Origin of the sequence: Aeromonas sp. sia0103, assembly GCF_963895295.1 — a bacterium.
Taxonomy (GTDB): domain Bacteria; phylum Pseudomonadota; class Gammaproteobacteria; order Enterobacterales; family Aeromonadaceae; genus Aeromonas; species Aeromonas encheleia.
Genome location: NZ_CAWQKG010000060.1, coordinates 43,277 through 70,166 on the forward strand (window position 1 = coordinate 43,277; position 26,890 = coordinate 70,166).

Genomic DNA, 26,890 nt, shown 5'->3' on the forward strand with positions numbered 1-26,890 from the left:
ATGTCCACAACAACACAATGGAAATAATTCAAATATATTCCTGCCGAATAAAATAAGGGACTTAACGTCATAATTTCAACAAGTTACTGCACTTTAGTGCTTAGCGAGAACAGAGAACACCATCTCTGCAAGATTCGTCGCCCCTAAAAACAAAGGGGAATCTCGTCTCAGATTAAGCACAGAGATCAAAGGGGAATATCCATGAGCAAACCAATGAATGTATTTCTCTCACTGTTTCTTACCCTCTTCTTATTCAGTTGTGGTGGAGGAGGGGGAGGAGGAAGTGACTCCCCCGATCCAGGCGCCAAGACGCTGACCAAGATCGATATCTCTGCCGACACCGCAGGCACCAAGGCCAGGGCCGAAGCCAATCCCAGCACCCCGCTTGGCATCAGCACCCAATATTCGGCTATTGCAACCTATAGCGATAACACCACGGAAGACATCACGGCTCTGGCCACCTGGAGCAGTGCCGACACCAGCATTGCCACCATCGATGAGAAAGGCCTAGCCAAACCACTCAAAATCAGCAAGACCGAGATAACGGCCAGCTATCAGGGGGTCACCAGCAATGCGTCCACGCTGACCATCACTGATGCCATTGCTACCAAGATCAGCGTCATTCCCCCCACCACCAAGGTGGCCAAGGGGTTGTCGCTGCAATTGCAAGCCATCGCCACCCTATCCGATGACAGCACCAAAGATGTGTCGACCCAAGCCAACTGGCAGAGCAGCAACCCGGCCGTGCTGGAAGTCGATACACAAGGTAAGATTACTGCTCGCGATATCGGCGATGCTACCGTCAGCGCCACCCTGCAAGGTGTCACCGGTCAGACTAGCGTCTCTGCAGTGAATCTGGCGATCAGCCAGATCCAGATCACTCCAGCCACGGTCACCCTGGCTATCGGCACCAAGACGAAGCTGACGGCCCTCGCTACTCTTGCTGACCAAAGCGTTCAGGATGTCTCCTCTCAGGTAGGCTGGTTGAGCAGTAACCCCGCCGTCGCAACCATTGATGGTACGGGTCAGGTCACCGGTGTCGCTGCAGGCACTGTCACCCTCTCCGCAAGCCTGCTCGGTGTAACTGCCACTACCAGCGTCACGGTCAACAACACCAGCGCCAGCACTCTGCAAGTCATTCCTGCAGCAAGCTCCATTGCTTTGGGCACCAAGACCCAGTTGCAGGCCATCGCTACCTTCCAGGACGGCTCCACTCAAGATGTTTCGGAACAGGTGCAGTGGAGCAGCAGTGACACCACATTGGCAGATATCAATAGTGTGGGACTGGTCACGAGCAAAGGCATTGGCCAGGTAACACTCTCCGCCACGCTGGGAGCCATCAGTCGCAGTGCAACACTGACTGTCACCAACGCCATTACCACCTCCATCCAGATTACCCCCGCAGCCAAATCACTGCCCAAAGGGACCAAGCAACAATTCCAGGCAATAGCGACCTTCAGCGACAACTCATCGCAGGATCTCACCAGTCAGGTCGACTGGGATAGTTCGGACATCAACGTAGCCACCATCGACCTGAATGGTGAGGCGACCGCCTTCAATGAAGGGAATACCATCATTTCGGCCAAGTTCCAGAACGTGACCAGCAACGCTTCTACGCTGGAGGTGACCGGTGCCACCCTCAATGCCGGTGGGCTCACCATCACGGTACCGCCCATGACGCTGTCAGCCGGCCTGACCGGTCAGCTTGCCGCCAACGGCAGCTACAGCGATGGCAGCAGTGTGAATGTGACCACCTCCGTCAGCTGGACCAGCAGTGACCCCGCTGTCGCCACCGTCGATGCATCCGGTCTGGTCACTGGCGTCGCCCCCGGCACCGCCACCATCACCGGCACCCTGGACGGCCAGAGCGCAACGCTCTCTGTCACCGTCACCAACGCCACCCTCAATGTCGGTGGACTCACCATCACGGTGCCGCCACTGACGCTGGCCGTTGGCCTGACGGGTCAGCTTGCCGCCAGCGGAACCTACAGCGATGGCACGAGCGCGGATGTCACCGCCAATGTCCAATGGGACACCAGTGATCCAGCCATCGCAACCGTTAGCCTGACCGGCCTGGTCACCGCTGTCGCCCCCGGCACCGCCACCATCACCGGCATCCTGGATGGCCAGAGTGCAACGCTCTCCGTCACCGTCACCAACGCCACTATCAATGCAGGTGGGCTCACCATCACGGTGCCGCCCATGACGCTGGCAGCCGGTCAGACCGGTCAGCTTGCCGCCAACGGCAACTACAGTGATGGCAGCAGTGTGGATGTGACCGCCTCCGTCACCTGGGTCAGCAGTGATCCGGCTGTCGCCACCGTCGATGCATCCGGTCTGGTCACTGGCGTCGCCCCCGGCACCGCCACCATCACTGGTACCCTGGGCGGCCAGAGTGCGACCCTGTTAGTCACTGTCAGCAATGCGGTGCTCATTGCAGGTGGGTTGACCATAGCCACACCGCCTCTGACCCTGGCCGCAGGCCTGACAGGTCAACTGGTTGCCAATGGTAGTTATAGCGATGGCAGCAACGTGAATGTGACCACCTCCGTCAGCTGGGCCAGCAGCAACCCTGCCGTTGCGTCCGTTGGCCTCCACACCGGTCTGGTCACTGCTGTCGCGCCGGGAATCACCACCATCACGGGCACCCTGAATGGAGAAACTGCAACCCTGCTGGTGACTGTCACCAACGCAGCCATCAATCCCGGTGGGCTCACCATCACAGTGCCACCTTTGACCCTGGCTGCCGGCCTGACCGGCCAGCTCGTCGCCAATGGTAGCTACAGCGATGGCAGCAACCTGGATGTCACCGCCAATGTCAGTTGGACCAGCAGCGCCCCTGCCGTTGCGACCGTTGGCCTCAACACCGGCCTGGTCACTGCTGTCGTACCGGGAACGGCCACCATTACAGGAACTCTTGGCGGGCAAACTGCGACCCTGCAGGTGACTGTCACCAACGCCATCCTTAACCCATTTGGACTCAGCATCACTGTGCCCCCATTGACCCTGGCCGCCGGTCTGACCGGTCAGCTTGCCGCCAATGGCAGCTACAGTGACGGCAGCAACATCAACGTCACCAACAGTGTCAGCTGGAGCAGCGGCACCCCCGCTGTTGCGACCGTCAGCTCGACCGGCCTGGTCACAGCGGTTACGCCGGGTGTTGCTGTGATTACCGGTACTCTGAACGGGCAAAATGCGACCCTGTTGATCACCGTGACCAGTGCCGCCCTCAATCCGGGTGGACTCAACATCACGGTACCGCCCTTAACGTTGGCTGCAGGGCTGACGGGTCAACTGACCGCCCAGGGTAGCTACAGCGATGGCAGCACCGTAGATGTCACCGCCAATGTCAGCTGGACCAGCAGTGCCCCAGCCATTGCGAGTGTTGGCCTCAATTCCGGCCTGGTCACTGCGCTGCAACCGGGAACTGCCACCATCACAGGGACTCTGAATGGAGAGAGCGCCACGTTGGGAGTGACGGTGTCCAATGCGGTGGTCGTCAGCGTGGCTATCGCTCCCATTAGCCCGCTGGCGGCGGGCACATCGACACAGCTCAAGGTCACGGCGACGCTGAGCGACACAACCACTCAGGATGTCTCCGCTCAGGCCAATTGGCTGAGCAGCAACCCCGGCGTATTCAGCGTCACATCGACGGGCCTGGCGACTGGGGTCACCGTCGGCAGTGCGAGCGTCAGTGTCAACGTACAGGGTGTCACAGCCTCCCTGCCGGTCACCGTCAGCAATGCGGTGCTGAGCAGCTTGGTAATCAGCTCCACCAGCAGTATTAACTTGCTGAACACGGTAAGGACTATCACCTTCACTGCGATAGGCCACTACTCGGACGGCAGCACACAGAACGTGACCAGCAGTGCGACTTGGCGCATGAATGGCGGTCTGTTGGCCTTGGGGCTGGGCAATACCTATGTGTTGGTTATTCCTCTCGGCAGTACCAACTTCCAAGCCGAGCTCAATGGGGTATCCAGCAACATATTGACTTTCCCTGGCCTGATACCTTAACCATCAACCACAACAAAAAAGGGTCCCTCGGGACCCTTTTTTACGCATATCGACCTGCATTCATGCAGAGGCAAATGCCCTGACCGCTCTCATTAACCCCCAATATAGCCAACCAGCATGGTTCAACGATCTCGCGCATAAGATGAGCTCATGGCAGATCACTGCACCGTCTGCACCTCGGCCGGACCGGGTGCGTTGAGTTCATCATCGGTCCAGTACTTGTAACCCTGCAGGGTCGCCTGCAACACCAGACCGCTTTGGGTCAGCTGATAGACGGTCACCTTCTTGGTCCCCGTGCTGGCGGTTTTATTGAGCAATTCGCTGCCCTTGTCACCTGAGCGTGCCGCCGCATCGGCCTGCGCCCCCGCCTCCCAGCCCACCTCGATGAAGTGCTTCAGCGCCTCCTCATCGTTGAACAGGATCAGCGCCCTGAAGTCCTTGATGCCAAGACCCAGCCCCACCCCGGCATTGGCCATGCTCATGTAGACATCCTGGCCGGTTCCATTGTCCCGCACCACACCAAAGCCGCTGCCTGCGCTGACAAAGACCAGGCTGTTGTTGACGCTGGAGAATACTGCATAACCCTTGGCCTGTTGCACCTCATCACGGATGCTCGCCTTCTCCTGATAAAGCTCGCTCAGCACCTGCTCACGCATCTCCTGCACATAGCCTCGCTTCTGCTCCGGTGTGTCCCCCTTGGCGGCGCAGCCAGCCAGCAGCATTGCCATTCCCCATATCAACCATCTCATCCTGCTCTCCCGGTCCTGGTTCATTTTCATTCAATCAGTTCAGAGCAGGATAAAATAGAAAAGTTCCGGGCCAGGAAAAAATAAACCCCTGATTGGGCAGGGGTTTATCAGCATAAATGGGGTGAAGGTTAGATCATCACACCGGCGATCACCGCGGAGAGCAGGCTCACCAGGGTAGAGCCGTACACCAGCTTCAGACCGAAGCGGGAGACCATGTTGCCCTTCTCCTCGTTCAGCGCCTTCACCGCACCGGCGATGATGCCGATGGAGCTGAAGTTGGCGAACGACACCATGAAGATGGAGAGGATACCGATGGTGCGCGGGGACAGATCGGCGGCAATCTTGCCCAGATCCATCATGGCCACGAATTCGTTGGTCACCAGCTTGGTCGCCATGATGGAGCCGGCTTGCAGCGCCTCACCACTGGGGATACCCAGGATCCAGGCGATCGGATAGAAGAGGTAGCCCATGACGTACTGGAAGTTGACACCAAACGCCATCTCGAACAGGTAGTTGACTAGGGCGATCAGGGCGATGAAACCGACCAGCATGGCGGCCACGATCACGGCCACGGAGAAACCGGCCATGATGTATTCGCCCAGCATCTCGAAGAAGTTCTCTTTCTTCGGGGTATGGTGCTCGTCACCCTCGGCGATGGCCTTCAGATCGGTGACCGAGTTGTCCGGCTCGTACGGGTTGATCAGCGACAGCACTATGAAGGTGCTGAACATGTTGAGCACCAGCGCGGCCACCACGTAACGCGGCTCGATCAGCTGCATGTAGGCACCGACGATGGACATGGAGACGGTGGACATGGCCGTCGCCGCCAGGGTGTACATCTGCTTCTCGTTCAGGTGCGGCAGGGTGTTCTTGAGCGCGATGAAGTTCTCGGACTGGCCGACGATCATGGAGCTGATGGCGTTGAAGGATTCCAGCTTGCCCATGCCGTTGATCTTGGCCAGCACTGTGCCGATGCCACGGATGATGATGGGCAGCAGACGGATATACTGCAAGATACCGATCAGCACCGAGATGAAGACGATGGGCATCAACACCATCAGGAAGAAGGAGAAGGCTCCCTCGTTGACCAGGCCACCGAACACGAAGTCAGTACCCTGCTTGGCAAACTCCATCAGCTTGGTGAAGCCGGCGGCGAAGCCACCCACCACGGCCAGGCCCACTTCGGAGTTCAGCATGAACCAGGCCAGCGCCAGTTCCACCACCAACAGCTGGCCGATATAGCGCAGCTTGATCTGTTTCCAGTTGTGGCGGTTAGCCAGCAACGCGAGCACGAGGACCATCACCAGTCCGAGCACAAAGTGAACGTATTCCATACCAGTAGCACCTGAGTGAATTGTAATTTTTGACCGGCGCCATCATAGAGATTTGCATATTTAAAAATCAGATAGCCATCACAATCTGCGGTAAAAATATGCACCCAGGATAATACAAACGTTTTTAAATTAATTAATCATAAAATAAGAGTCCCATCATCGCTTATGATAAAAATATCAAATAAAAAACAATGAGTTATATTTCAATTTCTTCGCATGGCGTTCTATTTCCTCATTATTTCCCGCAGACCCGTCTGGCTGTCAGCCCATTAAAAACCGGCTCGGCATCGCAATATTTAATCAAATCAGATGGGAAACGTTTATCTCGTTTGCGCATAATTAGTCAATAGCCATCGAGGTCGTTACGCCGGGGCGGATCGACTCCCAACCTCCCTATCACGGGATCCCAGCCTGGCCGACGCCTTCGGCTCTGGCGTTCAAAAATCCGCCACAATCCATCCCACGCGGCGGCACTCTCTGGTACAATGCGCGCCCTTGCGCCACGCGCAGCCCGTTTTCCCGATATAGAGTCCTCTTGTGAACAACAGCGAATTTAGCAGCCTCAACCTCTCCCCCGCCCTGCTGGAGAACCTCGCCAGCCTGGGTTATCTGCAGATGACCCCGATCCAGGCTCAGAGCCTGCCCCTGGTGCTCGACGGTAAAGACCTGATCGCCAAGGCAAAAACCGGCAGTGGCAAGACCGCCGCCTTCGCCCTCGGCCTGCTCTCCCGACTCAACGTCAACCGTGTCGACGTGCAGGCCCTGGTGCTCTGCCCGACTCGCGAGCTGGCGGATCAGGTCGCCCAGGAGATCCGTCGTCTGGCCCGCGCCCTGCCGAACGTCAAGCTGGTGACCCTGTGTGGCGGTACCCCGACCGCGCCTCAGTCCGCCACCCTGGGCTTCGGTGCCCACATCGCCGTCGGCACCCCTGGCCGCATTCTCAAGCATCTGGAGCAGGGCACCCTGGAACTGTCCAGCCTGGAGACGCTGGTGCTGGACGAAGCGGATCGCATGCTGGACATGGGCTTTGGCGAAGACATCAATAAAGTCATCAGCTATGCGCCCGAGCGCCGCCAGACCCTGCTGTTCTCCGCCACCTATCCGGAGGGGATCGCCCAGATGAGCCGCGGCGTGCAGCGCAATCCGGTCGAGGTGAGCGTGGAGTCCCTGCACGAGGGCAGCGCCATCGAGCAGAAGCTGTATGAAGTGCCCGCCGGTCAGCGCCTCGACGCCCTCACCTGGCTGCTGAGCCACCATCAGCCGAGCTCCTGCGTGGTGTTCTGCAATACCAAGCGCGCCTGCAACGACGTGGCCGAGCATCTGGCCGCCAAGGGCTTCTCGGCGCTGGCGCTGAACGGCGATCTCGAGCAGCGCGAGCGGGACCAGGTGCTGGTGCGCTTCGCCAACGGCAGCGCCACCATACTGGTCGCCACCGATGTGGCCGCCCGTGGGCTGGACATCAAGGAGCTGGGCGCCGTCATCAACTACGAGCTGACCTACGACCCCGAGGTGCATGTGCACCGCATTGGCCGTACCGGTCGTGCCGGCCAGCAGGGCCTGGCCCTGAGCCTCTATCAGCCGAACGAGGCCCAGCGCGTCAACCTGATCGAGGAGTACCAGCAGGCTCCCATCCCGCAAGGGGATCTGGCCGGGATCGGCCGCGAGATCAAACCGATCGCGCCGCAGATGGTGACCCTCTCCATCGATGCGGGCCGCAAGACCAAGGTGCGGGCCGGTGACATCCTCGGCGCCCTGACCGGCGAAGGCGGCATCGCCGGTGCCGACGTCGGCAAGATCCAGATCTCGGAGCAGCACTCCTACGTGGCGGTCAAACGTCAGGTGGCGAGCGCCGCCCTCAAGCGGCTGCAGGAAGGCAAGATCAAGGGCCGCACCTATCGCGCCCGCAAGCTGGGCTAAGGTTTGACCTGAGCCCGGTGCACAGGCGCCTTTATCGGCGCCTGTTTCCCCTGCCAACCCAGTCACACGCCATGAGATGAACCATGTCCCAAGCCAACCCGCCCGAAGTCAGCTGCCAGAACTGCGAAGCCTGCTGTTGCCGCCTAGAGGTGATGCTGTTCACCGACACCGGCGTACCGGATCGCTATGTGGACGAGATAGAAGGACAGGTGCCCGTGATGCACCGGCTGGAAGATGGCTGGTGTGCGGCGCTGGATCGCAACACCATGATGTGCCGCATCTATGAAGTCCGCCCCCTCATCTGCCGGGAGTTCGAGATGGGTGAGCCCGACTGCATCGACGAACGGGACAAGTGGTTTATCAACCTTTCCTGACCACCGCACGGCAGCGCTGGATCACCCCCTCAATGATGTGCCGCCTCTATGAAGTGCGCCCCTCATCTGCCGGGAGTTCGAGATGGGTGAGCCCGACTGTGTCGACGAGCGGGACAAGTGGTTTATCAACCTAAGCTAGCCACGGCGTAGCGGCGCTGGATCGCCCCCTCGATGATATGCCGCGCCCATGGCGTCTTTCCCCTCTTTACCGCCGCAGTCATCCCCGTTTTACCCGTCAGAACCAGCATCCCCATCGGCGCTGATCCACAATGCTCATCTGCTCCACCGGGTGACTATCGTCTTCTTACCGGCCTGTTTAGCCTCTGTCAGGCCTCCTGCTCGCAGGCATTCTCCGTCTATGATCGAGCCGACTTTGTTTTATTGCAGTTAACAAAACGTTGCTGCTATCATCCGCGCCACCCAAAGGTTCCACCAGCCGTAATGTTTGCCACCGCCGCAAGGATCAGAGATGAAAAACCACGACGCGAATCACTACCAGCGGATCTGGCGCTGGCACTTCTATGCCGGCCTGTTCGTCGCCCCCTTTCTGATCCTGCTCTCCCTCACCGGCATGGTGTATCTGTTCAAGCCCCAGCTCGACAACCTGCTCTATCCCGAGCTGATGAAGGTGCAGCCCGCCGCTCACGCCCAGAGTGCCGACCCACAGCAGGGCAAGGCCCTAAGCGCGGATGTGCTGTGGACCAAGGCGCGGACCGCCATGCCGGACGTCAGCCTGAGCAAATACCTGCCCCCTGCGGCCACGGATCTGAGCGCCCAGTTTGTCGTCAAACGCCAGGGTAGCGAGCTGACCTTGTTTATGGATCCCGCCAGTGGCGCCCTGCTCGGCACCATGGACAACCAGTGGAATCTGCAGGCGGTGGCCCGCGCCCTGCATGCGGAACTGCTGCTCGGCACCACCGGGGATCGGCTGATCGAGCTGGCGGCCGGCTGGGGCATAGTGCTGCTCGTCAGCGGCCTCTACCTGTGGTGGCCGCGCAAGGGGCCCGGCGTGGGCGGCATTCTCTGGCCCAGAATGAATCAGCGTGGGCGGCTCTGGTGGCGCGACCTGCACGCCGTGGTCGGCTTCTGGGGCGCCGGCTTCCTGCTGCTGTTGTTGCTGAGCGGCATGACCTGGACCGGCTTCTGGGGGGATCAGTTCGCCAACGTCTGGAATCGCTTCCCGGCCGCCATGTGGAACGAGGTGCCCAAGTCGGCCCCCCTCGCCCGCAGCCTCAACCAGCCCCATGACCAGACGGTGCCCTGGGCGATGGAGAGCACCCCCATGCCGAGCTCGGTCGCGCCCGACCAGATGGCTGCCATGGCGATGCCAGAGACGGCCTCACCCGCTGCGCAACCGGCGTCCGAGGGCCACGATCACAGTGCCATGAACCAGGGCGGCGAGCATGACGGCATGGTCATGGCGCAGGATCGCATCGGCCTGCAACAGGTGGTCGAGATCGCCAGAGAGCGCAAGGTTACCCCGGGTTACAGCATCACGCCGCCGGCCGGCAAGAGCGGCGTCTACACCATAGCCCTGTTCGCCGACGATCCGCGCAACGACGCCACCCTGCATATCGATCAGTACAGCGGCAAGGTGCTGGCCGACGTGCGCTGGCAGGATTACGGCCCGGTCGCCAAGGTGGTGGAGACAGGCGTCATGCTGCACACCGGCAAGCTCTATGGCTGGCCCCATCAACTCGCCATGCTGATCATCTGCCTGCTGGTACTGCTGAGCGCGGTGAGCGGGCTCTGGATCTGGTGGAGCCGCCGTCCGCAGGGTCGCCTCGCCGCGCCACCCCTGCCGGCCGTGCTGCCGCCCATGCGCGGTGCGCTGGCCGTGCTGGTGCTGCTCGGGATCTGCTTCCCGCTGGTGGGGGCCTCCATGGTCGCCATCTGGCTGCTGGACAGCCTGATCTTCTCCCGCCGCGCGGCCGGACTGGCGCAAGCCAACTAAAGCCACTCGCTGGCTATGGCCACAAACAACAAGGGCTCCTCATCAGGAGCCCTTGTTGTCTCATCCCCGTCCCTATTTCATCCCCTCCACCAGCGCGATGATCTTCCGGGCCTTCTCGAAGTGATCGAGCCTATGGGTCTGGATCCACCAGCTGGCGGCCTCCATCAGCAAGGCGGGATCATCGTTCTTGTTGGCAAAAAATGCATAGAAGGAGACGCCGACCGCCTCCCCCTTCTGCGCGATTTTCTGGTGGCAGACCTGGATGATCTTCTCTCTCAGTGATTCACGCATCTGTCGTTTTTCCTCCGGCTTGCGTCCGGGCAAAGCCCTCCCGCAGCGCCTCGACGGGCAGGTAGCGACCGATGATCACCAGCCTGGACTGCGGTACTTCCTCCCCCCAGGGGGAGCCGTAATCGAAGCCTACCACCCTGTGCACCCCTTGCACTATCAGGCGGCGCGCCTCGCCGGCGATGGCCAACACCCCCTTGTAGCGCAGCATGTCGTTGCCATGTTGCTCGACGCACTGCTCCATAAAGGCGCCTATTTTCTTCAAATCCAGCTCGGCCCCCTCGAACAGCTGAGCCGAAATGGCGTCGTGCCAGGAACGGGACTGGGCCGAGAGCGGGCGAAACGCCTCGAAGCCCTGCCGACCGGCACGCACTATGTTGAGGCCGGGGCTGAGGCTCAGCTCGTCGCTGAGGGCGAAGGCATCGAGATCCAGCCAGAGCTCGGCCGGGCACTCCCCCTGCACTATGTCGATGATCTGCGCCTTGGGGTTGATCCCGTGGACTCGCGCGATGGCAGCCTCCCGCGTCGCCCCGTCCACCCGGTCGGTCTTGGTGAGCAGGATGCGATCGGCAAAGCCGAGCTGGGCCGCCGCCACCGGGTGCTCGTCCAGCTGACGGGCTATGTGCTCGCAATCGGCCAGGGTCACGACCGCATCCAGGCGCAGGGCATCCCGCAATTCCTCTTCGACGAAGAAGGTCTGGATGATGGGGGCGGGATCGGCGAGCCCCGTGGTCTCGACGATCAGCCGCTCGAACTGCAACTCCCCGGCGGCCCGCCGGGCCAGCAGATCGGCCAGGGCGGCGCGGAATTCACCGCGCACGCTGCAACAGACGCAGCCGTTGCTGAGCTCCACCACGCTGACTCCGGATCCTCCCTCCAGCAGGGCACCATCAATATTGGCGGCGCCAAACTCGTTCTCGAGGATGGCCACGGAGGCATCGGCGTGGTGGCGCAGGAAGTGGTTGAGCAGGGTGGTCTTGCCGGCGCCGAGAAAACCGGTCAGCAGGGTGACCGCTACAGCTTGCGTCATGATGGGAGTCCTATGGTAAGGGAATGCATTGCAGTGCCCGCTATCGCTCGCTGGCACCGAGAAAACCTCTCAGTAAAGGGTGACCGCTACTGCTTGCGTCATGATGGGAGTCCTGTGATGAGAGGATGAATGGCTGTTCCTGCCATATCTAGCCGGGGCCTGATGGCAGTCCTGTGATAGGAAGTGGCAGAGTATTAGCAGCAGCGCCCGCCATTCTTGCCGCCGTAGCGGGCATCCTGGCGTTCGCGAAAGAACTCGTCGTGGCTCATGGGGGTCTGCTCGGGGTGAGTCAGCCGCATGTGCTGCACGTAGTTGTCGTAATCGGGCACACCCACCATCAGTCTGGCGGTCTGCCCCAGATACTTGCCCGCCTTGGCCAGGGTATCGAACATGCTAGCTCCTTGGGGCTATCGATGAGGGCCGGCACCCCGGGGTGCCGGCCTGCTGACTCGTTTACTTGAGGCTGGGGGCCAGATCGCCGTCGTCATCAGACTCGGGCTGAGCCGTTCCCTTGCCCGCCGGCATCGGCTGATAGGGGGTCTCGTTGGCGGTCGGCTGCGGGTTTTGCAGCGCCTTGAGGGCCGTCTTGACCGAGAAGGCGGCGAGCACCACCACCACCAGCATGAAGAACATCGTCAAGCCTGCATCCAGCCGGTTGTTGAACACCAGCTGGGCCAGCTGGGATTCGGTGTACTGGGCCGGGATGGTGCCGCTGTCGATCATCCCCTGGAACTTGTTGGCGATGGCCAGGAAGCCGAGCTTGGGATTGTCGCTGAAGGTCTTCTCCCAACCGGCGGTCAGGGTACAGATCAGCAGCCAGCTGGTGGGCAGCAGCGCCACCCAGGCATAGGCCTGACGCTTCATCTTGAACAGCACTACGGCGCACAGCATCAGTGCCATGCCCGCCAGCATCTGGTTGGCGATGCCAAACAGCGGCCACAGGGTATTGATGCCGCCGAGGGGATCCACCACCCCCTGATGCAGGAAGTAACCCCAGGCCAGCACGCACAGGGCGGTGGCGAGCAGATTGGCCAGCAGGGAGTCGGTGCGCTTGAGGGAGGGCGAGATGACCCCCATCAGATCCTGCAGCATGAAGCGCGCCGCACGGGTACCGGCGTCCACCGCAGTGAGGATGAACAACGCCTCGAACAGGATGGCGAAGTGATACCAGAAGGCGACGTTCATCAGGCCGCCGAGGGCGCCGTGCAGTATGTAGGCCATGCCGACCGCCAGGGTCGGGGCGCCGCCGGCACGGGCGATGATGCTCTGCTCACCCACCTCGCTGGCGATGCGGGTCAGGGTATCAGGGGTGATCTGGAAGCCCCAGCCGCTCACCACGGCGGCGGCGGAGGCGACCACATCGGCGGTACCCGCCGGGGCCAGCACCGCCAGTGGGCTGTTCATGGCGAAGTAGACGCCCGGATCGATGACGCAGGCGGAGACCAGCGCCATGATGGCGACGAAGGACTCCATCAACATGCCACCGTAGCCGATGAAGCAGGCCTGGTTCTCGTTGGCCAGCATCTTGGGGGTGGTGCCAGAGGCGATCAGCGCGTGGAAGCCGGACACGGCGCCACAGGCGATGGTGATGAACAGGAAGGGGAACATGCTCCCCGCCCACACCGGGCCCGTGCCGTCGATGAACTGGGTCAGCGCCGGCATCTGCAGGGTCGGCCGCATGATCAGGATGCCGATGGCCAGGCCGATGATGGTGCCGATCTTGAGGAAGGTGGAGAGGTAGTCACGGGGCGCCAGCAGCAGCCAGACCGGCAACACAGAGGCGACGAAGCCGTAGCCCACCAGCATCCAGGTCAGTTGCACGCCGTCGAAATCGAAATAGGGTGCCCAGGTCGCGCTCTCGGCCACCCAGCCACCGGAGACGATGGCGAAGATCAGGCACACCAGCCCGATGAGCGACACCTCACCGATGCGGCCAGGGCGCAGATAGCGGGTGTAGATCCCCATGAAGAGCGCCAGCGGTATGGTGAAAGCGACCGTATAGGTGCCCCAGGGGCTGTGGGTGAGCGCCTTGACCACTATCATCGCCAGCACCGCCAGGATGATCACCATGATCATGAAGGTGGCGACCAGGGCGATGACCCCGGCGACCGGACCCATCTCCGACTTGATCAGCTCGCCGAGGGAGCGACCGTCCCGGCGGGTGGAGACGAACAGCACCATGAAGTCCTGCACCGCCCCCGCCAGCACCACCCCGGCCAGCAGCCACAGCATGCCGGGCAGGTAGCCCATCTGGGCCGCCAGCACGGGGCCGACCAGGGGGCCGGCGCCGGCGATGGCGGCGAAGTGGTGGCCGAACAACACCTTCTTGTCGGTCGGCACATAGTCCAGACCGTCGTTGTGACGCACCGCCGGGGTCATGCGACTGCCATCGACCCCCAGCACCCGTTTGGCGATGAAGAGGCCGTAGTAGCGATAGGCGATCAGATAGACGCACACCGCCGCGACCACTATCCAGAGTGCGTTGATCTGCTCGCCCCGGTTGAGGGCGATATAACCGAGTGAACTGGCGCCAACCAGCGCCATCAGCACCCATCCTAGGTGTTTCCCTAACTTGTCCATAAGTGTGTTCCCGTCATTGGTTTTTACATATACAACCCTGTACGGTTACATCTCTATAGCAATCACCCCGGTGCCACAATTGGGGCTCGTCACAACTCGGCACCCGGTCGCGAGAATTTATCAATATTGCCGGCCGGATCACGGCCATCTGCCCGCTCATCCACGGAACGATTTTGAATTGATTGAAAAAATCCGCAGGACAGGCCAATAAAAAGGGCCCCGAAGGGCCCTCTCTGGCGTGGAGCTCTGCAGGAGAGCGCCAATCCCTATTCAGGAGAGCGCCAGCCCGATGGAAAGCAGCAGGCTGAACAGGAAGGCGCTGATGGCGGTCTTCTTGAGGGCCCCTGTCAGCACCTCGCCGTCGAAGCTCTCGCGCAGGGTGCGGGCGGCATCGGTGAGCGGCTTCATGGCGGGTAGGAAGATCCAGGCCCAGAGGCTGGTCTGCTGGGTCAGCAGGAAGGCGATGGTGGTCAACAGGGCCGCCCCCAGCAACAGCCAGTGATAGGCGATGGCGCGATTGCGACCGAGCCGCACCGCCAGGGTGACCTTGCCGCTGGCGGCGTCGGTCTCGATGTCCCGCACGTTGTTGATGTTGAGCACGGCGGTGGCCAGCAGGCCGCAGGCGGTGGCGGGCAGCAGCAGATCCCACTGCAGGGTATGGGTGAACAGGTAGTAGGAGCCGAGCACCCCCAGCAGACCGAAGAACAGGAACACCGAGATATCGCCGAAACCCCGATAGCCGTAAGGAGTCTTGCCCACCGTGTAGGTGATGGCCGCGACGATGGCCGCCCCACCCAACCCCACGAAGGCGAGGATCTGCACCCACTCCTCCCCGAAGGCACAGACCAGCAGGGCCAGCCCGCTCACCACGGCCGCCAGCGCGGTCAGCCCCATGGCCACACACATCTGTCGCCGGGTGATGAGACCCGATACCACGGCCCGCTGGGGGCCTATCCGTTCGCCGTTGTCGGCACCCGACACCGCATCGCCATAGTCGTTGGCCAGGTTCGAGAGGATCTGCAACAGGATGGCGGTCAGCAGGGAGAGGCCCATGATGGCGCCATCGAAGGCACCCCGGCTGGCCGCCAGGCCGGAGCCCAGCAAGATGGAGGAGCACGCGAGCGGTAACGTTCGCAAACGCGCCGCCAGCAACCAAACAGAGAAGGTATTTGTCATATTGTGATGGCCAAACAATCAGATATTGATCGTGTTAAGGGTTATCGAACCGGATTTCGGTATACTTGGCTCCGTGGGGGCGCTGCTCCCTCGGGCAATTTACATGGAAGAATGGGCGGATAATATATAGGAAATCATCGCCCTTTGGCATCAACCTGCGCCATCCTCCCCCCAGAGCGATTGCGATTATCCGGCTCAGACAAGACATCCATGTTGGCTCAGACCCATATCAAGCAACAACTGGACGCCCTGCGTCACAGTCATGTCAGCGGCTTCGTCCGGCTGCGCGTGGCGGTCGAAGTACAATCCTTCCTGGGCTGGCTGACGGCGCAGACCCTCTATCCCCGCATCTACTGGCAGGCCCGTGGCCCCAAGAGCCCGGAGTATGTCGCCCTCGGCCGCATCCATGAGCTGAGCCGGCCGGAGGACATTCGGCGGGTCTGTGACAACACCGGCACCGACAGCGAAGACAGCCCGCGCTATTACGGCGGCCTGGCGTTCGATCCGACCCAGCCCGGCTGGCCGGGCTTTGGCCCCTGCCGCTTCGTGCTGCCGCGCATCGAGCTGGTGCGCCGCGGCGAGTGTATCAGCCTCTGCCTGAACCTCTGGTTGCCGGCCCCGGAGCGGGCGAGCGAATTCGACGCCGAGCTGCGGGCCGCCGAGGCCGCCCTCGATGCCCTGCAGTCGGAGGCCCCCCTGCCACCACTGCACAGGCAGGCCTGGCAGCGGGAAGATTGCCCCTCCCCGGCCCTCTGGCAAGCGCTGGTAGAACAAGTCACAGCCCCGGCGGCCCAGGCCCACACCCCCAAGGTGGTGCTGTCACGGGAGAGCCGCCTCAGGCCCCGAGACGGCTCGGCCCACCGCCAGGCCGCCCTCTCTCCCTGGTCCCTGCTGGCGCAATGGGCGCAGCACGCCCAGGAGTGCTTCCACTTCGGTTTCCAGTTCTCCCCCGAGCAGAGTTTCATCTCCTGCTCCCCCGAGCGACTCTACCGGCGGGAGGGGCGCCACCTGTTCACCGAGGCGCTGGCGGGCACCATCCGCCGCTCCGGTGACGAGGCGACCGATGCCGCGCTGGCGGCCGAGCTGCTGACCGACAGCAAGAACCGGCTGGAGAACCGGCTGGTCCATGCCGACATCCTCAACCGGCTGGCACCGCTCACCAGCCGCGCCAGCCTGACCGAGCCACGGATCCTCAAGCTGCGGCTGCTGCAGCACCTCAAGTGCGACATCGAGGCCGATCTCAGCCCCGGCGTGGGCGACTGGCAGCTGCTGGATGCCCTGCACCCGACCCCCGCCGTGGGCGGCGCCCCGCGCGAGTCGGCGCTGGCCTTCATCCGCGCGTTCGAGCCCTATGATCGCGGCTGGTATGCGGGGGCCTGCGGCATGCTGAGCCGGGAGACCTCGGAGTTTTCCGTCGCCATCCGCAGCGCCCTGGTCAGGGAGCAGACCATCACCCTGTTCGCCGGGGCGGGCATAGTGGCGGGCTCGGAGCCTGCCGCCGAGTGGGCCGAGCTCGACAACAAGATCGCCAACGTGCTCTCCCTGCTGGGATAGCGTCTTCTCATCGACCCCTAGCGAGCCTTCCCATGTTTGCGAGCCCCGTGTTTACCAGTAGACATGCCACCTTCAACCACGTCTGGTCTTCCCTCCTGCTGGAGGAGCTCTATCGCCTCGGCGTACGGGATCTGGCGCTGGCCTCCGGCTCCCGCTCGGCGCCGCTCACCATGGCCGCCGCCGCCCACCCCGGCTTTCGTCGCCACCTCCACTTCGACGAGCGGGGCCTGGGGTTCATGGCGCTGGGGCTGGCCAAGGGCAGCAACCGGCCGGTGGCGGTGATCATGACCTCGGGCACCGCGGTGGCGAACCTCTGGCCCGCGCTGGCCGAGGCGCAGCTGACCGGGGTGCCGCTCATCATCCTCTCGGCCGATCGGCCGCCCGAGCTCATCGACAACGGCGCCAACCAGGCCATCCAGCAGCAGGGGATCTTCGGCCACTACCCCGTCTATCAGCTCAACCTGCCGAGCCCCACCCCCAGCATCCCGGCCGCCTTCGTGCTGAGCTCGGTGGATCAGGCGCTGGCGCAGCAGGTGCGCACCCCGGGGCCTGTCCACTTCAACTGCATGTACCCCGAGCCGCTCTACCCCGGTGACGAGTATCAGGAGTTTGCCGACTACCTGGCGCCGCTCGGCGACTGGTTGCATTCAGACAAGCCCTGGAGCCCCTGGCAGCAGGCCGAGCAAGCCTGCCCCCGCCAGCCCGACTGGGCGGCACTGCAGGGCAAGCGCGGCGTCATCGTCGCGGGCCGCATCCAGGATCCCGCCGAGGCACTGGTGGTGGCCGGGCTGGCCGAACGACTCGGCTGGCCGCTGCTGGCGGATCTGCAGAGCCAGATCCGCTTCGATAGCCGCAACCTTATCCACATGGATTTGGCCCTCAACGACCACGACTTCACCGCCGAGCTGGCCCGCGCCGAGGTGCTGCTGCAGTTCGGTGCCCGCCTCATCTCCAAGCGACTCGGCCAGTTCATCAAGCAGCACCCCTGGCAGGATTACTGGCTGGTGGACTCGCAACCGGCGCGCCTCGACCCGGATTATCGGCTGCGCCGCCGCCTGGTCTGCGAGCCCAGCGCCTTCACCGCCGCCCATCCAGTCAACGATCAGCAGCCCTGGCACCGTCTGGCGGAGCGCCAGCAGAGCGCGACCCAGCAGATCCGGGCGGCCTGTGATCGCTTCTCCGAGCTCGGGGTCTGCCATCGCCTCGGCAGCCTCATTCAGGGTCAGCTGTTCGTCGGCAACAGCATGCCGGCCCGGCTGATGGACATGCTCGGCGAGACCGGCAAGGGCCCGAGCCGGGTGATGACCAACCGCGGCGCCTCCGGCATCGACGGCCTGATCGCCAGCGCCTATGGCTTCGCACAATCGATCGAGCAGGGCAGCGACGAGCCCACCACCTTGCTGCTCGGCGATCTCAGCGCCCTGCACGATCTCAACAGCCTGGCCCTGCTCGGCAAGTCGAGCCGGCCACTGGTGGTGATCCTGCTCAACAACGACGGCGGCAGCATCTTCCGCATGCTGCCGGTGCCCACCGGCGATCGGCTGCTGGAAACCTACTACTGCCTGCCCCACGGCCTGAGTTTCGCGCACGCCGCCGCCATGTTCGGCCTCGCCTACCACGCGCCTACCACCCTGGCCGAGTTCGAGCAGGCCTACGCCACCGCGCTGGAAAACCCCTCGTTGGAAAACAGGGCAACCCTGATTGAAATCAAGGTACCGAGCGCCGAGGTGGCCGAGGATCTCAAGGCACTGGGAGCCGCCATCCGTGGCAGCTAAACCAGAGTCAGCAACAGTGCGGATTGAAATCAAGGTGCCGAATGACACCGAGGCGACCGAGAATCTCAAGGCACTGAGGGCGGCTATCCGTGGCAGCTAACATACCGCTAGTGCTGTTGCATGGCCTGCTCGGCGACGGCCGCGACTGGCAAGCGGTGATCGAGGCCCTGCCGGGGATCCCCTGCCATGCACTGGATCTGCCGGGCCACGGCAGCAACCAGGCGCTGCGGATGACCGGCTTCGAGCAGGCCCATCAGTGGCTCTGTGGTGAGCTGCAGGCGCGCGGCATAGTGCGCTATCGGCTGGCGGGCTATTCGCTGGGCGGGCGGCTCGCCCTCTATCACGCCAGCCAATCTCCCGCCGGTTTGCAGGCCCTGCTGCTGGAGAACTGCCACCCCGGCCTGCCGCAGGCAGAGCGGGCCGCCCGCATCAAACACGACGAGGGCTGGGCCGGCCGCTTCGAGCGCGAGCCCCTGGCCGAGGTGCTGGCCGACTGGTACCGACAGGGGGTGTTCGCCGATCTCGACGACGCCGCCCGTGCCCGTCAGGCCGCCCGCCGTCTCGGCAACGATGGCCAGGCCGTCGCCGCCATGCTACGGGCGACGTCGCTCGGCAGGCAGCCGGATCTCGCCCCCTGGCTGGCCGACACATCGCTGCCGGTGACCTGGCTTTCCGGCAGCCGGGATCAAAAATTCCATCGGCTGGCTTGCCAGCTGGTGAAGCTGGGCTGCAATATCAACCACTTGACGCTGGATGGCGGCCATAATCTGCACGCCGACCAGCCCGACCAGTTTGCCCGCTGCCTGCGCGAGTGGCTCGCAGCCACCCCATGAGCCGGCAGATATAATTTGCCCGATGCCCGCGCCAGCGGGCTCATCACCCACAAGAAAGAGAGTGCACATGATTGAAGCAATGACAGAAGCGGAACTTTATGCCGCCGTAGAGTGGCAGGATTGCTCCGCCGGTTACGAGGACATCCTCTATCACAAGTCCCAAGATGGCATTGCCAAGATCACCATCAACCGTCCCCAGGTGCGCAACGCCTTCCGTCCCCGCACCGTCAAGGAGATGCTGCAGGCGCTGGCCGATGCCCGTTACGACGATCATATCGGCACCATCATCCTCACCGGCTTCGGCGAGAAGGCGTTCTGCGCCGGCGGCGACCAGAAGATCCGCGGCGACTACGGTGGTTATCGCGATGACGAGGGCACCCATCACCTCAACGTGCTCGACTTCCAGCGCGACATCCGCACCTGCCCGAAACCCGTGGTCGCCATGGTGGCCGGTTACGCGGTCGGCGGTGGTCACGTGCTGCACATGATGTGCGATCTGACCATAGCCGCCGACAACGCCCAGTTCGGTCAGACCGGCCCCAAGGTCGGCTCCTTCGACGGCGGCTGGGGCGCCTCCTACATGGCCCGCATCGTCGGCCAGAAGAAGGCCCGCGAGATCTGGTTCCTGTGCCGCATGTACGACGCCCAGCAGGCCCTCGACATGGGACTGGTCAACACGGTCGTGCCGCTGGCCGAGCTGGAGCGCGAGACGGTGCGCTGGTGCCGCGAGATGCTGCAGAACAGCCCGATGGCGCTGCGCTGCCTCAAGGCCGCGCTGAATGCCGACTGCGACGGCCAGGCCGGCTTGCAGGAGCTGGCGGGCAATGCCACCATGCTATTCTACATGACCGAAGAGGGTCAGGAAGGGCGTAACGCGTTCAATGAGAAACGCCGTCCCGACTTCTCCAAATACAAGCGGAACCCCTGATGACACTCGCCCTCTATCGCTACCATCTGCCCTTTACCCAGCCCCTGACCTTTCACGGCAAGGTGGAGGTGGCGCGAGAGGGCCTGTTGCTGCGCATCGATGACGGCTGGGGGGAAATTGCCCCCCTGCCCGGTTTCTCCAAAGAGACCCTGGCCGAGGCCCAGACCGAGGCACTCGGCTGCCTGACACAACTGGCAAGGGGGCAAGCCATAGCCCCCCTGCTGCCCTCGGTGCAATTTGGCTTCGACTGTGCCCGCCGCCACTGGCCGGCGCAGACGACACCCCTGCCCGACCCCTATCCCCTCATTCAGGGCTCCCCCCAGGAACTGCTCAAGAACTGGAAGAGCTGGCTGCACGAGACGCCACTCAAGGCCAAGCTGAAGGTGGCCCGCTACCCCATGCGGGACGAGCTGGCGCTGATCCGCCTGCTGCTCGATCGGCGCCCCAACCTGAAGCTGGTGCTGGATGCCAACCAGGGCTGGACCCGCGAGGAGGCCTGGGCCTTCTGCGGTCACCTGGATCCGAACCGGATCGAATATCTGGAAGACCTGTGCGCCAGCTTCGACGACATCGCCTTCGTGGCGGCGCGCACCGGCATGCCGGTGGCGCTGGACGAGCTGCTGACCAGAGGCGAGCCCTGGCAGCCCATACCCCAGCTCAAGGCGCTGGTGCTCAAGCCCACGCTGCTCGGTGCCCTGGCCAACAGCGAGGCGCTGGTGGCCCGCGCCCGTGAGCTGAAACTCAAGGTGATCGTCTCCTCCTGCTTCGAGTCCGGCGTCGGTCTCGGTCAGCTCGCCCGCCTCGCCGGTGAGTGGGCCCCGGATCAGGCCCCTGGCCTGGATACCCGCCGCTGGCTGGCGGGGGATCTGCTGGACAAGCAGGGTCAACCCGATCTGAAGCTGCTCAAGCCCCTGTTCCACCGTGATTGAGGGGGCCCCCATGCCGCCCGCCGCCGGGCCCGACGCCCCAGCCGAAGCCTGCCCGGTGCGCCACTGGGCCAGCCAGGCGCCGGCGCGGATCGCCATCCACGGCGACCATCCCCTCAACTATCGGCAGCTCGATGAGCGACTCAACGGCCTCTGCCAACAGCTGGAACGGGCGGGGCTGATCGCCGGCGACCGGCTGGCCGCCGTGGTGCGCGGCGCCCTGGCCGATGCCCTGCTGGCCTGGGCCTGCGTGCGCAGCGGCATCGTCTTCTGCCCGCTCAATCCCGCCTTCCCGCCGACCCGGCAGGCCGAGCTGGCGCATCAGCTGGCGGTGGCCGCCTTCTGGTCGGCGGACGAGATGCCGGCCGGGCCCTGGCGCCCGCTGCGGCTGGATTTCGGCGCAGAGCTGAGCGCTGATGCCGGTCCCTTGCCGCTGGATCCCGCGCGGCTGTGCAACATGATCCTCACCTCGGGCTCCAGCGGCACCCCCAAGGCCGTGGTACACCGCCTCGCCAACCACCTGGCCTCGGCCCGGGGCTCCGCCACCCTGCTCCCCCTCGATGGCGACTGCGGCTGGCTGCTCTCCCTGCCGCTGTTCCACGTCGGCGGCTACGCCATCCTGTTCCGGGTCTTTCTGGCGGGGGCCTGCCTGGTGCTGGACGATCGCAGCCGGTCCCTCAAGGATCGCCTCGAATGCCAGCCCATCACCCACCTCTCGCTGGTGCCGACCCAGCTCTGGCGCCTGCTGGCGCAGGGCTTCGATCCCGCCCGCACCCGTTTGCGCGAGCTGCTGCTCGGCGGCGCCGCCATCCCTCAGCCGCTGGTGAGCCGCCTCGGCGAGCTTGGCTTCACCCCCAAGTCGAGTTATGGCCTGTCGGAGATGGGCAGCCAGGTCTGCACCGGCCTGCCGGCCGCCCCCGGGGTGGTCGGGCGGCCGTTGCCGGGGCGGGAGCTCTGCATCCGGCAGGGGGAGATCTGCGTGCGCGGCACCACCCTGTTCGCCGGTTACTTCAAGGCCGGCGCCCTGGAACGACCGCTGGACGAGGAGGGCTGGTTCCACACCCGCGACAAGGGCCACTTCACCCCGGCCGGGGAGCTGGTGGTGGAGGGGCGGATCGACAACCTGTTTATCTCGGGCGGCGAGAACATCCAACCCGAGACCATAGAGCAGCGGCTGGTGGATCACGGCGCCGTGGCCCAGGCGCTGGTGGTGCCCATCCCCAGTGAGGAGTGGGGCCAGCGCCCCGCCGCCTTCATCGACTGGCACGGCGAGCCGGTGCCCCATGACGAGCTGGCCGCCTGGATCCGCGCCGCCCTGCCCGGCTTCATGGTGCCGGATCTGTGGCTACCCTGGCCGGATCTCGGCGGCAGCCTGAAGCCCTCCCGCAGCAAGCTGGCCGCCAGCCTGCAACCGCGCCTCTGATACTGGCCCCCCATCTGGGGCTGAGCCCTTGCTATCGATACGGCCCCTTATGGGGCTGTTTTTTTGATGTTGTTCCCCGGCCAGGAGCTCCCCTTGCGCCATCTGGCCAATTGATATTCCTTTGAAGCCCAATATCCTGTCTGGTCCCCCACGTCCACTTTCCACCAAAGGGATCATGATGAACCACCTGGGTACCCGACTGCTGCTATTGGCAGCCCCCGGCCTGCTCGCCACCTCGGCGCTGGCCAACTACTCCCCCGACTGGCAGCAATACCGGCTGAACGGCGAATCGAGCCGCCAGCTGGGGGATGGCATCACCGAAGTGGCCTACGAGCTGAGCGCCCGTGACGCCGGCGCCCCCTATCAGCAGCTGCGGGTCTATCGCCGCTTCGACTGGCGCGAGACCGATCTGGCCGCCCTGGGGGAGCAGCAATGCGGCGAGCCGCGGCTCAGGGTCGAGCAGGGCTGGCAGATCCGCTACCTCAGCTGCGAGCAGGCGGTACCGGCCGGCAAGGCCATCCCGGCCAGCAGCTATGACTTCGGCTATGGCCTGCAGCAGGGGCGCTGGGAGCCACTGGCCGGCACCCCGACCACCCCCCGTCAGGATCGCCTGCCCCTTGCCGAGCGCATCATACTGGGTCACAGCGAGCGAGAGCTGGATCGCTGCGAGCTCGATGCCGAGGGCCGCTGCGCCGAGCAGGTTTGGCAATACAGGCCGCAGGACTGGCAACAGCTGAGCGTGCTGGAGGAGACCCCCAACGAGCGGGATGGCCGGCTCGAGCAGATCTTCTTCCGCCTGCAGCCGGTGGCGGGCAGTCAGGCCGTCCGCCAGGTGAGCGAGCTGCACGTCTGGCGCCAATATAGCTGGCAGCTGGACGAGGCCAAGGCCCAGCAGGAGTGCGACCAGCCCCAGACCCGTCAGGAGGGGGACAAGACCATCAGCTACCGGATCTGCCGCCAGACTCTGCCCGCCGGCAGCGAGGTGCAGGTGGTGCTCAAAGACAGCGGTTATCAATACCCAATCGGTGGCAGCGAATGGCAGGCCCTGCCGGAGACCGCCGAGTGGCAGGAGAGCCGGGTGCTCAATCGCCCCATAGTGCTGGCCAGCGTGGAGGAGCAGCTCGACTGCCGCCGTGCCGATGGCCGCGCCTGCTCGGAGCCGGATCTGCCTGACACCGAGCTGCTGGATGCCGAGGCCAGCCAGATAGTGCAGGACGCCAGCGGCCAGCCCGCTCCCGTCTGGCAGGAGAACTACGGCCACGACGACCGCAAGCTGCTGGCGGTGTCGCGCGGCATCCAGAGCCTGCTGGCGGCCAATCAGCCCGCCCATCCGGCCATGAAGCTGCTGCTGGAATACGTGCGTGCCCACAACTATCACAACTACGGCAAGCACAGGGAAGACGGCCCGGCCGCCGCCGAGGCGCTGGCCGAGGCGCTGACCGCCCTCGGTGCCCATCCGCTGCTCTACCCGGAGCAGGCGAGCGACGAGGTGGGCACCGTCATCGGCGCCTGGAGCATAGCCCTCCATGGCCAGTTCCGGAGCCCGGCAGTGCAGAGCCGCTTCGGCACCCTGCTCGGCCAGTTCAACCAGATGCTGGCCTACAGCACCCTGCATGCCGGCGAGATCAACGGCCAGCATGCCTGGGCCACCGGTCTGTTCGATCTGCTCAACTTCATCGACTTCGCCAGCGACCATAGCGAGGCCTTCGCCGCCGACTTCCGCCAGCAGGATGAGGCGCTGCGCCGCCAGCTGCACGCCCTCGGCATGAGCGAGCTCGCCTTGTGGCAGGGTCGCAGCGGCAAGGATCTGTTCCTGCTCAACAATGTACTGGATGCCTACACCCGCCTCTACCGGGTCGCCCGCCACACCAGGCCCGATGAGAGCGACGGCTATCGCAAGCTGCTGGATGACTCCGTCATCGCCCTGATCCGCCATCACGGCCTGATCCCTGGGGGCACCCAGAGCCAGGATCTGCTGGCAGACATGTCGCTGACCCTCTCCACCTACTACCTGACCTACACGGATCGCACCGCCGAGGCCTGCATCAGCGGAGACTTCGCCGGGCTCTGCACCCCAATACGGGTGGAAGACATACTACCGTTCGAGCACACCTGCTCGCCGACCCTGCGCCTGCGCGCCCAGGATCTGACCCAGACCCAGGCCGACGGCATCTGCCGCGAGCTGGGCGCCGAGGAGCAGCAGTTCCACCAGCAACTGGAGACCGGCTGGCAGCCGGTGGCGGATGACCACAACGAGGCGCTGGAGCTGGTGATCTTCGACTCCTCCGCCGACTGGCAGCGCTACGGCGGCGCCCTGTTTGGCGGCGTCTCCACCGACAACGGCGGCATCTACCTCGAGGGGGATCCGGCCCGCCCCGGCAACCAGGCGCGCTTCTTCGCCTACGAGGCGGAGTGGAAACGCCCCGCCTTCCAAGTGTGGAACCTGCGCCACGAGTACGTGCACTACCTGGACGGTCGCTTCAACCAGTACGGCAGCTTCGGCCACTACCCGCTCAACCGCACCACCTGGTGGGCGGAGGGGCTGGCGGAGTTCGTCGCCCACGGCCAGTGCTTCGCCCGCGGCCTGGACAATGTGGCGGCCCGCCCGGCCACCGAGCGACCCGGCCTGGCCGACATACTGCACCTGGATTATGACAAGGGGGGCGAGCTGGTCTACTCCTGGTCCTACACTGTGCACCGCTTCCTCAACGAGACCGGCCGCGGCGCCAGCTGGCTGGCGCTGGCCCAGGCCCTGCGCAACCCGGATCAGGCGCAGGCGATGAGTGCCTTCGAGGCCGGGCTGGATCAGCTGATCGCCGATGACAGCGAGGCCTACCAGAGCTGGCTGAGTAACGACCTGCTGCCCTGGTGGGAGAGCAACCGGGACTCTGACGACTGCAAGGCCAACGACTCCTCCCACTGAGGAGCGGGCGAACAGACAGGGGCAGCCAGGGCTGCCCCTTCTCTTGGGTCCAGGCTGTGCAAAGATCGCCCGGCCACGACAGTCTCTGCCCGAGTGACGCCATCGGCGGCTATCAGGCCTGACGCCGGACGCCAAGTTGTAATAGAATGGCTCCCTGTTCCCCCTTATTTCAGACCCGAACCGCACCGCGCATGAAGAAGTTTGCCAAGATCCTGCTCGCCGGCCTCTGCCTGCTGCTGGCCTCTGCCATTGCGCTGCTGGGCTACAGCGAGTGGACAGTCTCGGACGCCCGTCACTACACCTATGACGACGTCGATGCTGTGCCCTACAACCGGGTCGCCCTGGTGCTCGGCACCTCCAAGTACCTGATCGGGGGCAGCCCGAACCACTACTTCAAATACCGGATCAAGGCCGCCGCCGAGCTCTACAACAACGGCAAGGTGGACTACATCCTGGTCTCCGGCGACAACGCCACCGTGCAGTACAACGAGCCGCGCCAGATGCGGCGGGCCCTGATCCAGGCCGGCATCCCGGCCAGCGCCATCTACAGCGACTACGCGGGCTTCCGTACCCTGGACTCCATAGTGCGCGCCAAGGAGGTGTTCGGTCAGGCCCACTTCACCGTGGTGTCGCAGGCCTTCCACAACGAGCGCGCCATCTTCATCGCCCGCCACTTCGGCATCGAGGCCGTCGGCTTCAACGCCCTGGATCCCAGCGCCTATCAGGGCATCAAGACCCGGGTACGCGAGGTATTCGCCCGGCTGATGGGGCTGCTCGATCTCTATGTGCTGGACAAGGGACCCAAGTTCCTCGGCGAACCCATCGTCATCGGCGGTCCCATCCCCTGCCAGGCCCTGAGCACCATAGGCGCCAGCCAGCCCTGCCTGCCGATCCCCCCGGTGACGCCGGTGCAGAAGCCGCTCGACAAGGCAGCCAGCGCGGCATCGGCAACCAGCGCGGCAACGGCAACCAGCGCGGCGACGGCAACCAGCGCGGCATCGGCAACCAGCGCGGCAACGGTAACCAGCGCGGCAACGGCGACCAGCGCGGCGACGGCAACCAGTGCGGCAACGGCAACCAGTGCGGCGACGGCCACCGCCCCCTGAGCA

The 26,890-nt window shown here is 64.0% G+C and carries 19 protein-coding genes and 1 pseudogene; 13 read left to right on the forward strand and 7 right to left on the reverse strand.

Annotated features, from left to right (window positions below):
• Nucleotides 1-201: 201 nt before the first annotated feature.
• On the forward strand, nucleotides 202-4,017 hold the full coding sequence (locus AACW18_RS17845; RefSeq protein WP_218389429.1) for a beta strand repeat-containing protein: 3,816 nt from the start codon (nucleotides 202-204) through the stop codon (nucleotides 4,015-4,017).
• Nucleotides 4,018-4,175: 158 nt separating this feature from the next.
• Here the strand turns inward: AACW18_RS17845 and AACW18_RS17850 are convergent, their stop codons facing one another.
• Together AACW18_RS17850 and AACW18_RS17855 are read right to left on the reverse strand one after the other, a co-directional pair.
• On the reverse strand, nucleotides 4,176-4,766 hold the full coding sequence (locus tag AACW18_RS17850) for a lipid-binding SYLF domain-containing protein (protein ID WP_218389430.1): 591 nt from the start codon (nucleotides 4,764-4,766) through the stop codon (nucleotides 4,176-4,178).
• A 128-nt stretch (nucleotides 4,767-4,894) separates the two neighbouring features.
• A complete protein-coding gene (locus AACW18_RS17855) occupies nucleotides 4,895-6,100 on the reverse strand; it encodes a NupC/NupG family nucleoside CNT transporter (protein ID WP_218389431.1) in 1,206 nt (401 codons plus the stop codon).
• A 537-nt stretch (nucleotides 6,101-6,637) separates the two neighbouring features.
• Between AACW18_RS17855 and dbpA the strand changes: the two genes are divergently transcribed.
• The 4 genes and pseudogenes from dbpA (at nucleotide 6,638) to AACW18_RS17875 (ending at nucleotide 10,345) form a co-directional block, all read left to right on the forward strand.
• On the forward strand, nucleotides 6,638-8,017 hold the full coding sequence (gene dbpA, locus AACW18_RS17860) for an ATP-dependent RNA helicase DbpA (RefSeq protein ID WP_042651982.1): 1,380 nt from the start codon (nucleotides 6,638-6,640) through the stop codon (nucleotides 8,015-8,017).
• A gap of 83 nt (nucleotides 8,018-8,100) precedes the next feature.
• A complete protein-coding gene (locus AACW18_RS17865; protein WP_042651981.1) occupies nucleotides 8,101-8,391 on the forward strand; it encodes a YkgJ family cysteine cluster protein in 291 nt (96 codons plus the stop codon).
• A 29-nt stretch (nucleotides 8,392-8,420) separates the two neighbouring features.
• Nucleotides 8,421-8,530 (forward strand): annotated as a pseudogene (locus AACW18_RS17870) (YkgJ family cysteine cluster protein); the annotation flags it as partial.
• 330 nt (nucleotides 8,531-8,860) lie between these two features.
• The gene (locus AACW18_RS17875; RefSeq protein WP_218389432.1) at nucleotides 8,861-10,345 is read left to right on the forward strand and encodes a PepSY-associated TM helix domain-containing protein; all 1,485 of its coding nucleotides are present in this window, start codon (nucleotides 8,861-8,863) and stop codon (nucleotides 10,343-10,345) included.
• A gap of 72 nt (nucleotides 10,346-10,417) precedes the next feature.
• Here the strand turns inward: AACW18_RS17875 and AACW18_RS17880 are convergent, their stop codons facing one another.
• The 5 genes from AACW18_RS17880 to AACW18_RS17900 all read right to left on the reverse strand — a co-directional run bounded on the left by AACW18_RS17880 (nucleotide 10,418) and on the right by AACW18_RS17900 (nucleotide 15,419).
• Complete coding sequence (locus AACW18_RS17880; RefSeq protein WP_218328670.1) at nucleotides 10,418-10,636, reverse strand: DUF6500 family protein; 219 nt, start codon at nucleotides 10,634-10,636, stop codon at nucleotides 10,418-10,420.
• Entirely contained in the window at nucleotides 10,629-11,663 is a 1,035-nt protein-coding gene (locus AACW18_RS17885; RefSeq protein ID WP_218389433.1) for a CobW family GTP-binding protein, read from the reverse strand. The genes AACW18_RS17880 and AACW18_RS17885 overlap by 8 nt, the downstream gene beginning before the upstream one ends.
• A gap of 194 nt (nucleotides 11,664-11,857) precedes the next feature.
• Nucleotides 11,858-12,055, reverse strand: a complete 198-nt coding sequence (locus AACW18_RS17890) for a YbdD/YjiX family protein (RefSeq protein ID WP_025325546.1) — start codon at nucleotides 12,053-12,055, stop codon at nucleotides 11,858-11,860.
• A 61-nt stretch (nucleotides 12,056-12,116) separates the two neighbouring features.
• On the reverse strand, nucleotides 12,117-14,243 hold the full coding sequence (gene cstA / locus AACW18_RS17895) for a pyruvate/proton symporter CstA (protein WP_218389434.1): 2,127 nt from the start codon (nucleotides 14,241-14,243) through the stop codon (nucleotides 12,117-12,119).
• A 270-nt stretch (nucleotides 14,244-14,513) separates the two neighbouring features.
• Nucleotides 14,514-15,419, reverse strand: a complete 906-nt coding sequence (locus AACW18_RS17900; RefSeq protein WP_042651975.1) for a 1,4-dihydroxy-2-naphthoate polyprenyltransferase — start codon at nucleotides 15,417-15,419, stop codon at nucleotides 14,514-14,516.
• A gap of 210 nt (nucleotides 15,420-15,629) precedes the next feature.
• Here AACW18_RS17900 and AACW18_RS17905 point away from each other — a divergent pair, with 210 nt between their 5' ends.
• The 8 genes from AACW18_RS17905 to AACW18_RS17940 all read left to right on the forward strand — a co-directional run bounded on the left by AACW18_RS17905 (nucleotide 15,630) and on the right by AACW18_RS17940 (nucleotide 26,887).
• Nucleotides 15,630-16,973 carry an isochorismate synthase gene (locus AACW18_RS17905; protein ID WP_218389435.1) on the forward strand — a complete coding sequence of 448 codons (1,344 nt, stop codon included), beginning with the start codon at nucleotides 15,630-15,632 and terminating at the stop codon, nucleotides 16,971-16,973.
• Between the two features lie 47 nt (nucleotides 16,974-17,020).
• Nucleotides 17,021-18,748 carry a 2-succinyl-5-enolpyruvyl-6-hydroxy-3-cyclohexene-1-carboxylic-acid synthase gene (menD, locus tag AACW18_RS17910; RefSeq protein ID WP_218389520.1) on the forward strand — a complete coding sequence of 576 codons (1,728 nt, stop codon included), beginning with the start codon at nucleotides 17,021-17,023 and terminating at the stop codon, nucleotides 18,746-18,748.
• Between the two features lie 89 nt (nucleotides 18,749-18,837).
• Entirely contained in the window at nucleotides 18,838-19,581 is a 744-nt protein-coding gene (gene menH, locus AACW18_RS17915; RefSeq protein WP_339381584.1) for a 2-succinyl-6-hydroxy-2,4-cyclohexadiene-1-carboxylate synthase, read from the forward strand.
• Between the two features lie 67 nt (nucleotides 19,582-19,648).
• The gene (menB, locus tag AACW18_RS17920; RefSeq protein ID WP_218291067.1) at nucleotides 19,649-20,509 is read left to right on the forward strand and encodes a 1,4-dihydroxy-2-naphthoyl-CoA synthase; all 861 of its coding nucleotides are present in this window, start codon (nucleotides 19,649-19,651) and stop codon (nucleotides 20,507-20,509) included.
• Nucleotides 20,509-21,438, forward strand: coding sequence for an o-succinylbenzoate synthase (menC, locus tag AACW18_RS17925; protein ID WP_218389436.1), 930 nt, complete (start codon nucleotides 20,509-20,511; stop codon nucleotides 21,436-21,438). Before menB ends, menC begins: the two co-directional genes overlap by 1 nt.
• A 10-nt stretch (nucleotides 21,439-21,448) precedes the next feature.
• Complete coding sequence (locus AACW18_RS17930) at nucleotides 21,449-22,858, forward strand: AMP-binding protein (protein ID WP_218389437.1); 1,410 nt, start codon at nucleotides 21,449-21,451, stop codon at nucleotides 22,856-22,858.
• A gap of 178 nt (nucleotides 22,859-23,036) precedes the next feature.
• Nucleotides 23,037-25,781, forward strand: a complete 2,745-nt coding sequence (locus AACW18_RS17935; protein WP_218389438.1) for a collagenase — start codon at nucleotides 23,037-23,039, stop codon at nucleotides 25,779-25,781.
• A gap of 191 nt (nucleotides 25,782-25,972) precedes the next feature.
• Complete coding sequence (locus AACW18_RS17940) at nucleotides 25,973-26,887, forward strand: SanA/YdcF family protein (protein ID WP_371317046.1); 915 nt, start codon at nucleotides 25,973-25,975, stop codon at nucleotides 26,885-26,887.
• Nucleotides 26,888-26,890: the final 3 nt, after the last annotated feature.

What these genes read in the sequence shown, in the direction of transcription:
- AACW18_RS17940 (WP_371317046.1), top strand. Translation starts at nt 25,973, where the DNA reads ATGAAGAAGTTTGCCAAGATCCTGCTCGCCGGCCTCTGCCTGCTGCTG.
- menB (WP_218291067.1), top strand. Translation starts at nt 19,649, where the DNA reads ATGATTGAAGCAATGACAGAAGCGGAACTTTATGCCGCCGTAGAGTGG.
- AACW18_RS17875 (WP_218389432.1), top strand. Translation starts at nt 8,861, where the DNA reads ATGAAAAACCACGACGCGAATCACTACCAGCGGATCTGGCGCTGGCAC.
- AACW18_RS17850 (WP_218389430.1), bottom strand. Translation starts at nt 4,766, where the DNA reads ATGAGATGGTTGATATGGGGAATGGCAATGCTGCTGGCTGGCTGCGCC.
- AACW18_RS17845 (WP_218389429.1), top strand. Translation starts at nt 202, where the DNA reads ATGAGCAAACCAATGAATGTATTTCTCTCACTGTTTCTTACCCTCTTC.
- AACW18_RS17890 (WP_025325546.1), bottom strand. Translation starts at nt 12,055, where the DNA reads ATGTTCGATACCCTGGCCAAGGCGGGCAAGTATCTGGGGCAGACCGCC.
- AACW18_RS17905 (WP_218389435.1), top strand. Translation starts at nt 15,630, where the DNA reads ATGTTGGCTCAGACCCATATCAAGCAACAACTGGACGCCCTGCGTCAC.
- AACW18_RS17935 (WP_218389438.1), top strand. Translation starts at nt 23,037, where the DNA reads ATGAACCACCTGGGTACCCGACTGCTGCTATTGGCAGCCCCCGGCCTG.
- AACW18_RS17855 (WP_218389431.1), bottom strand. Translation starts at nt 6,100, where the DNA reads ATGGAATACGTTCACTTTGTGCTCGGACTGGTGATGGTCCTCGTGCTC.
- cstA (WP_218389434.1), bottom strand. Translation starts at nt 14,243, where the DNA reads ATGGACAAGTTAGGGAAACACCTAGGATGGGTGCTGATGGCGCTGGTT.
- AACW18_RS17880 (WP_218328670.1), bottom strand. Translation starts at nt 10,636, where the DNA reads ATGCGTGAATCACTGAGAGAGAAGATCATCCAGGTCTGCCACCAGAAA.
- menC (WP_218389436.1), top strand. Translation starts at nt 20,509, where the DNA reads ATGACACTCGCCCTCTATCGCTACCATCTGCCCTTTACCCAGCCCCTG.
- AACW18_RS17885 (WP_218389433.1), bottom strand. Translation starts at nt 11,663, where the DNA reads ATGACGCAAGCTGTAGCGGTCACCCTGCTGACCGGTTTTCTCGGCGCC.
- AACW18_RS17900 (WP_042651975.1), bottom strand. Translation starts at nt 15,419, where the DNA reads ATGACAAATACCTTCTCTGTTTGGTTGCTGGCGGCGCGTTTGCGAACG.
- AACW18_RS17930 (WP_218389437.1), top strand. Translation starts at nt 21,449, where the DNA reads ATGCCGCCCGCCGCCGGGCCCGACGCCCCAGCCGAAGCCTGCCCGGTG.
- AACW18_RS17865 (WP_042651981.1), top strand. Translation starts at nt 8,101, where the DNA reads ATGTCCCAAGCCAACCCGCCCGAAGTCAGCTGCCAGAACTGCGAAGCC.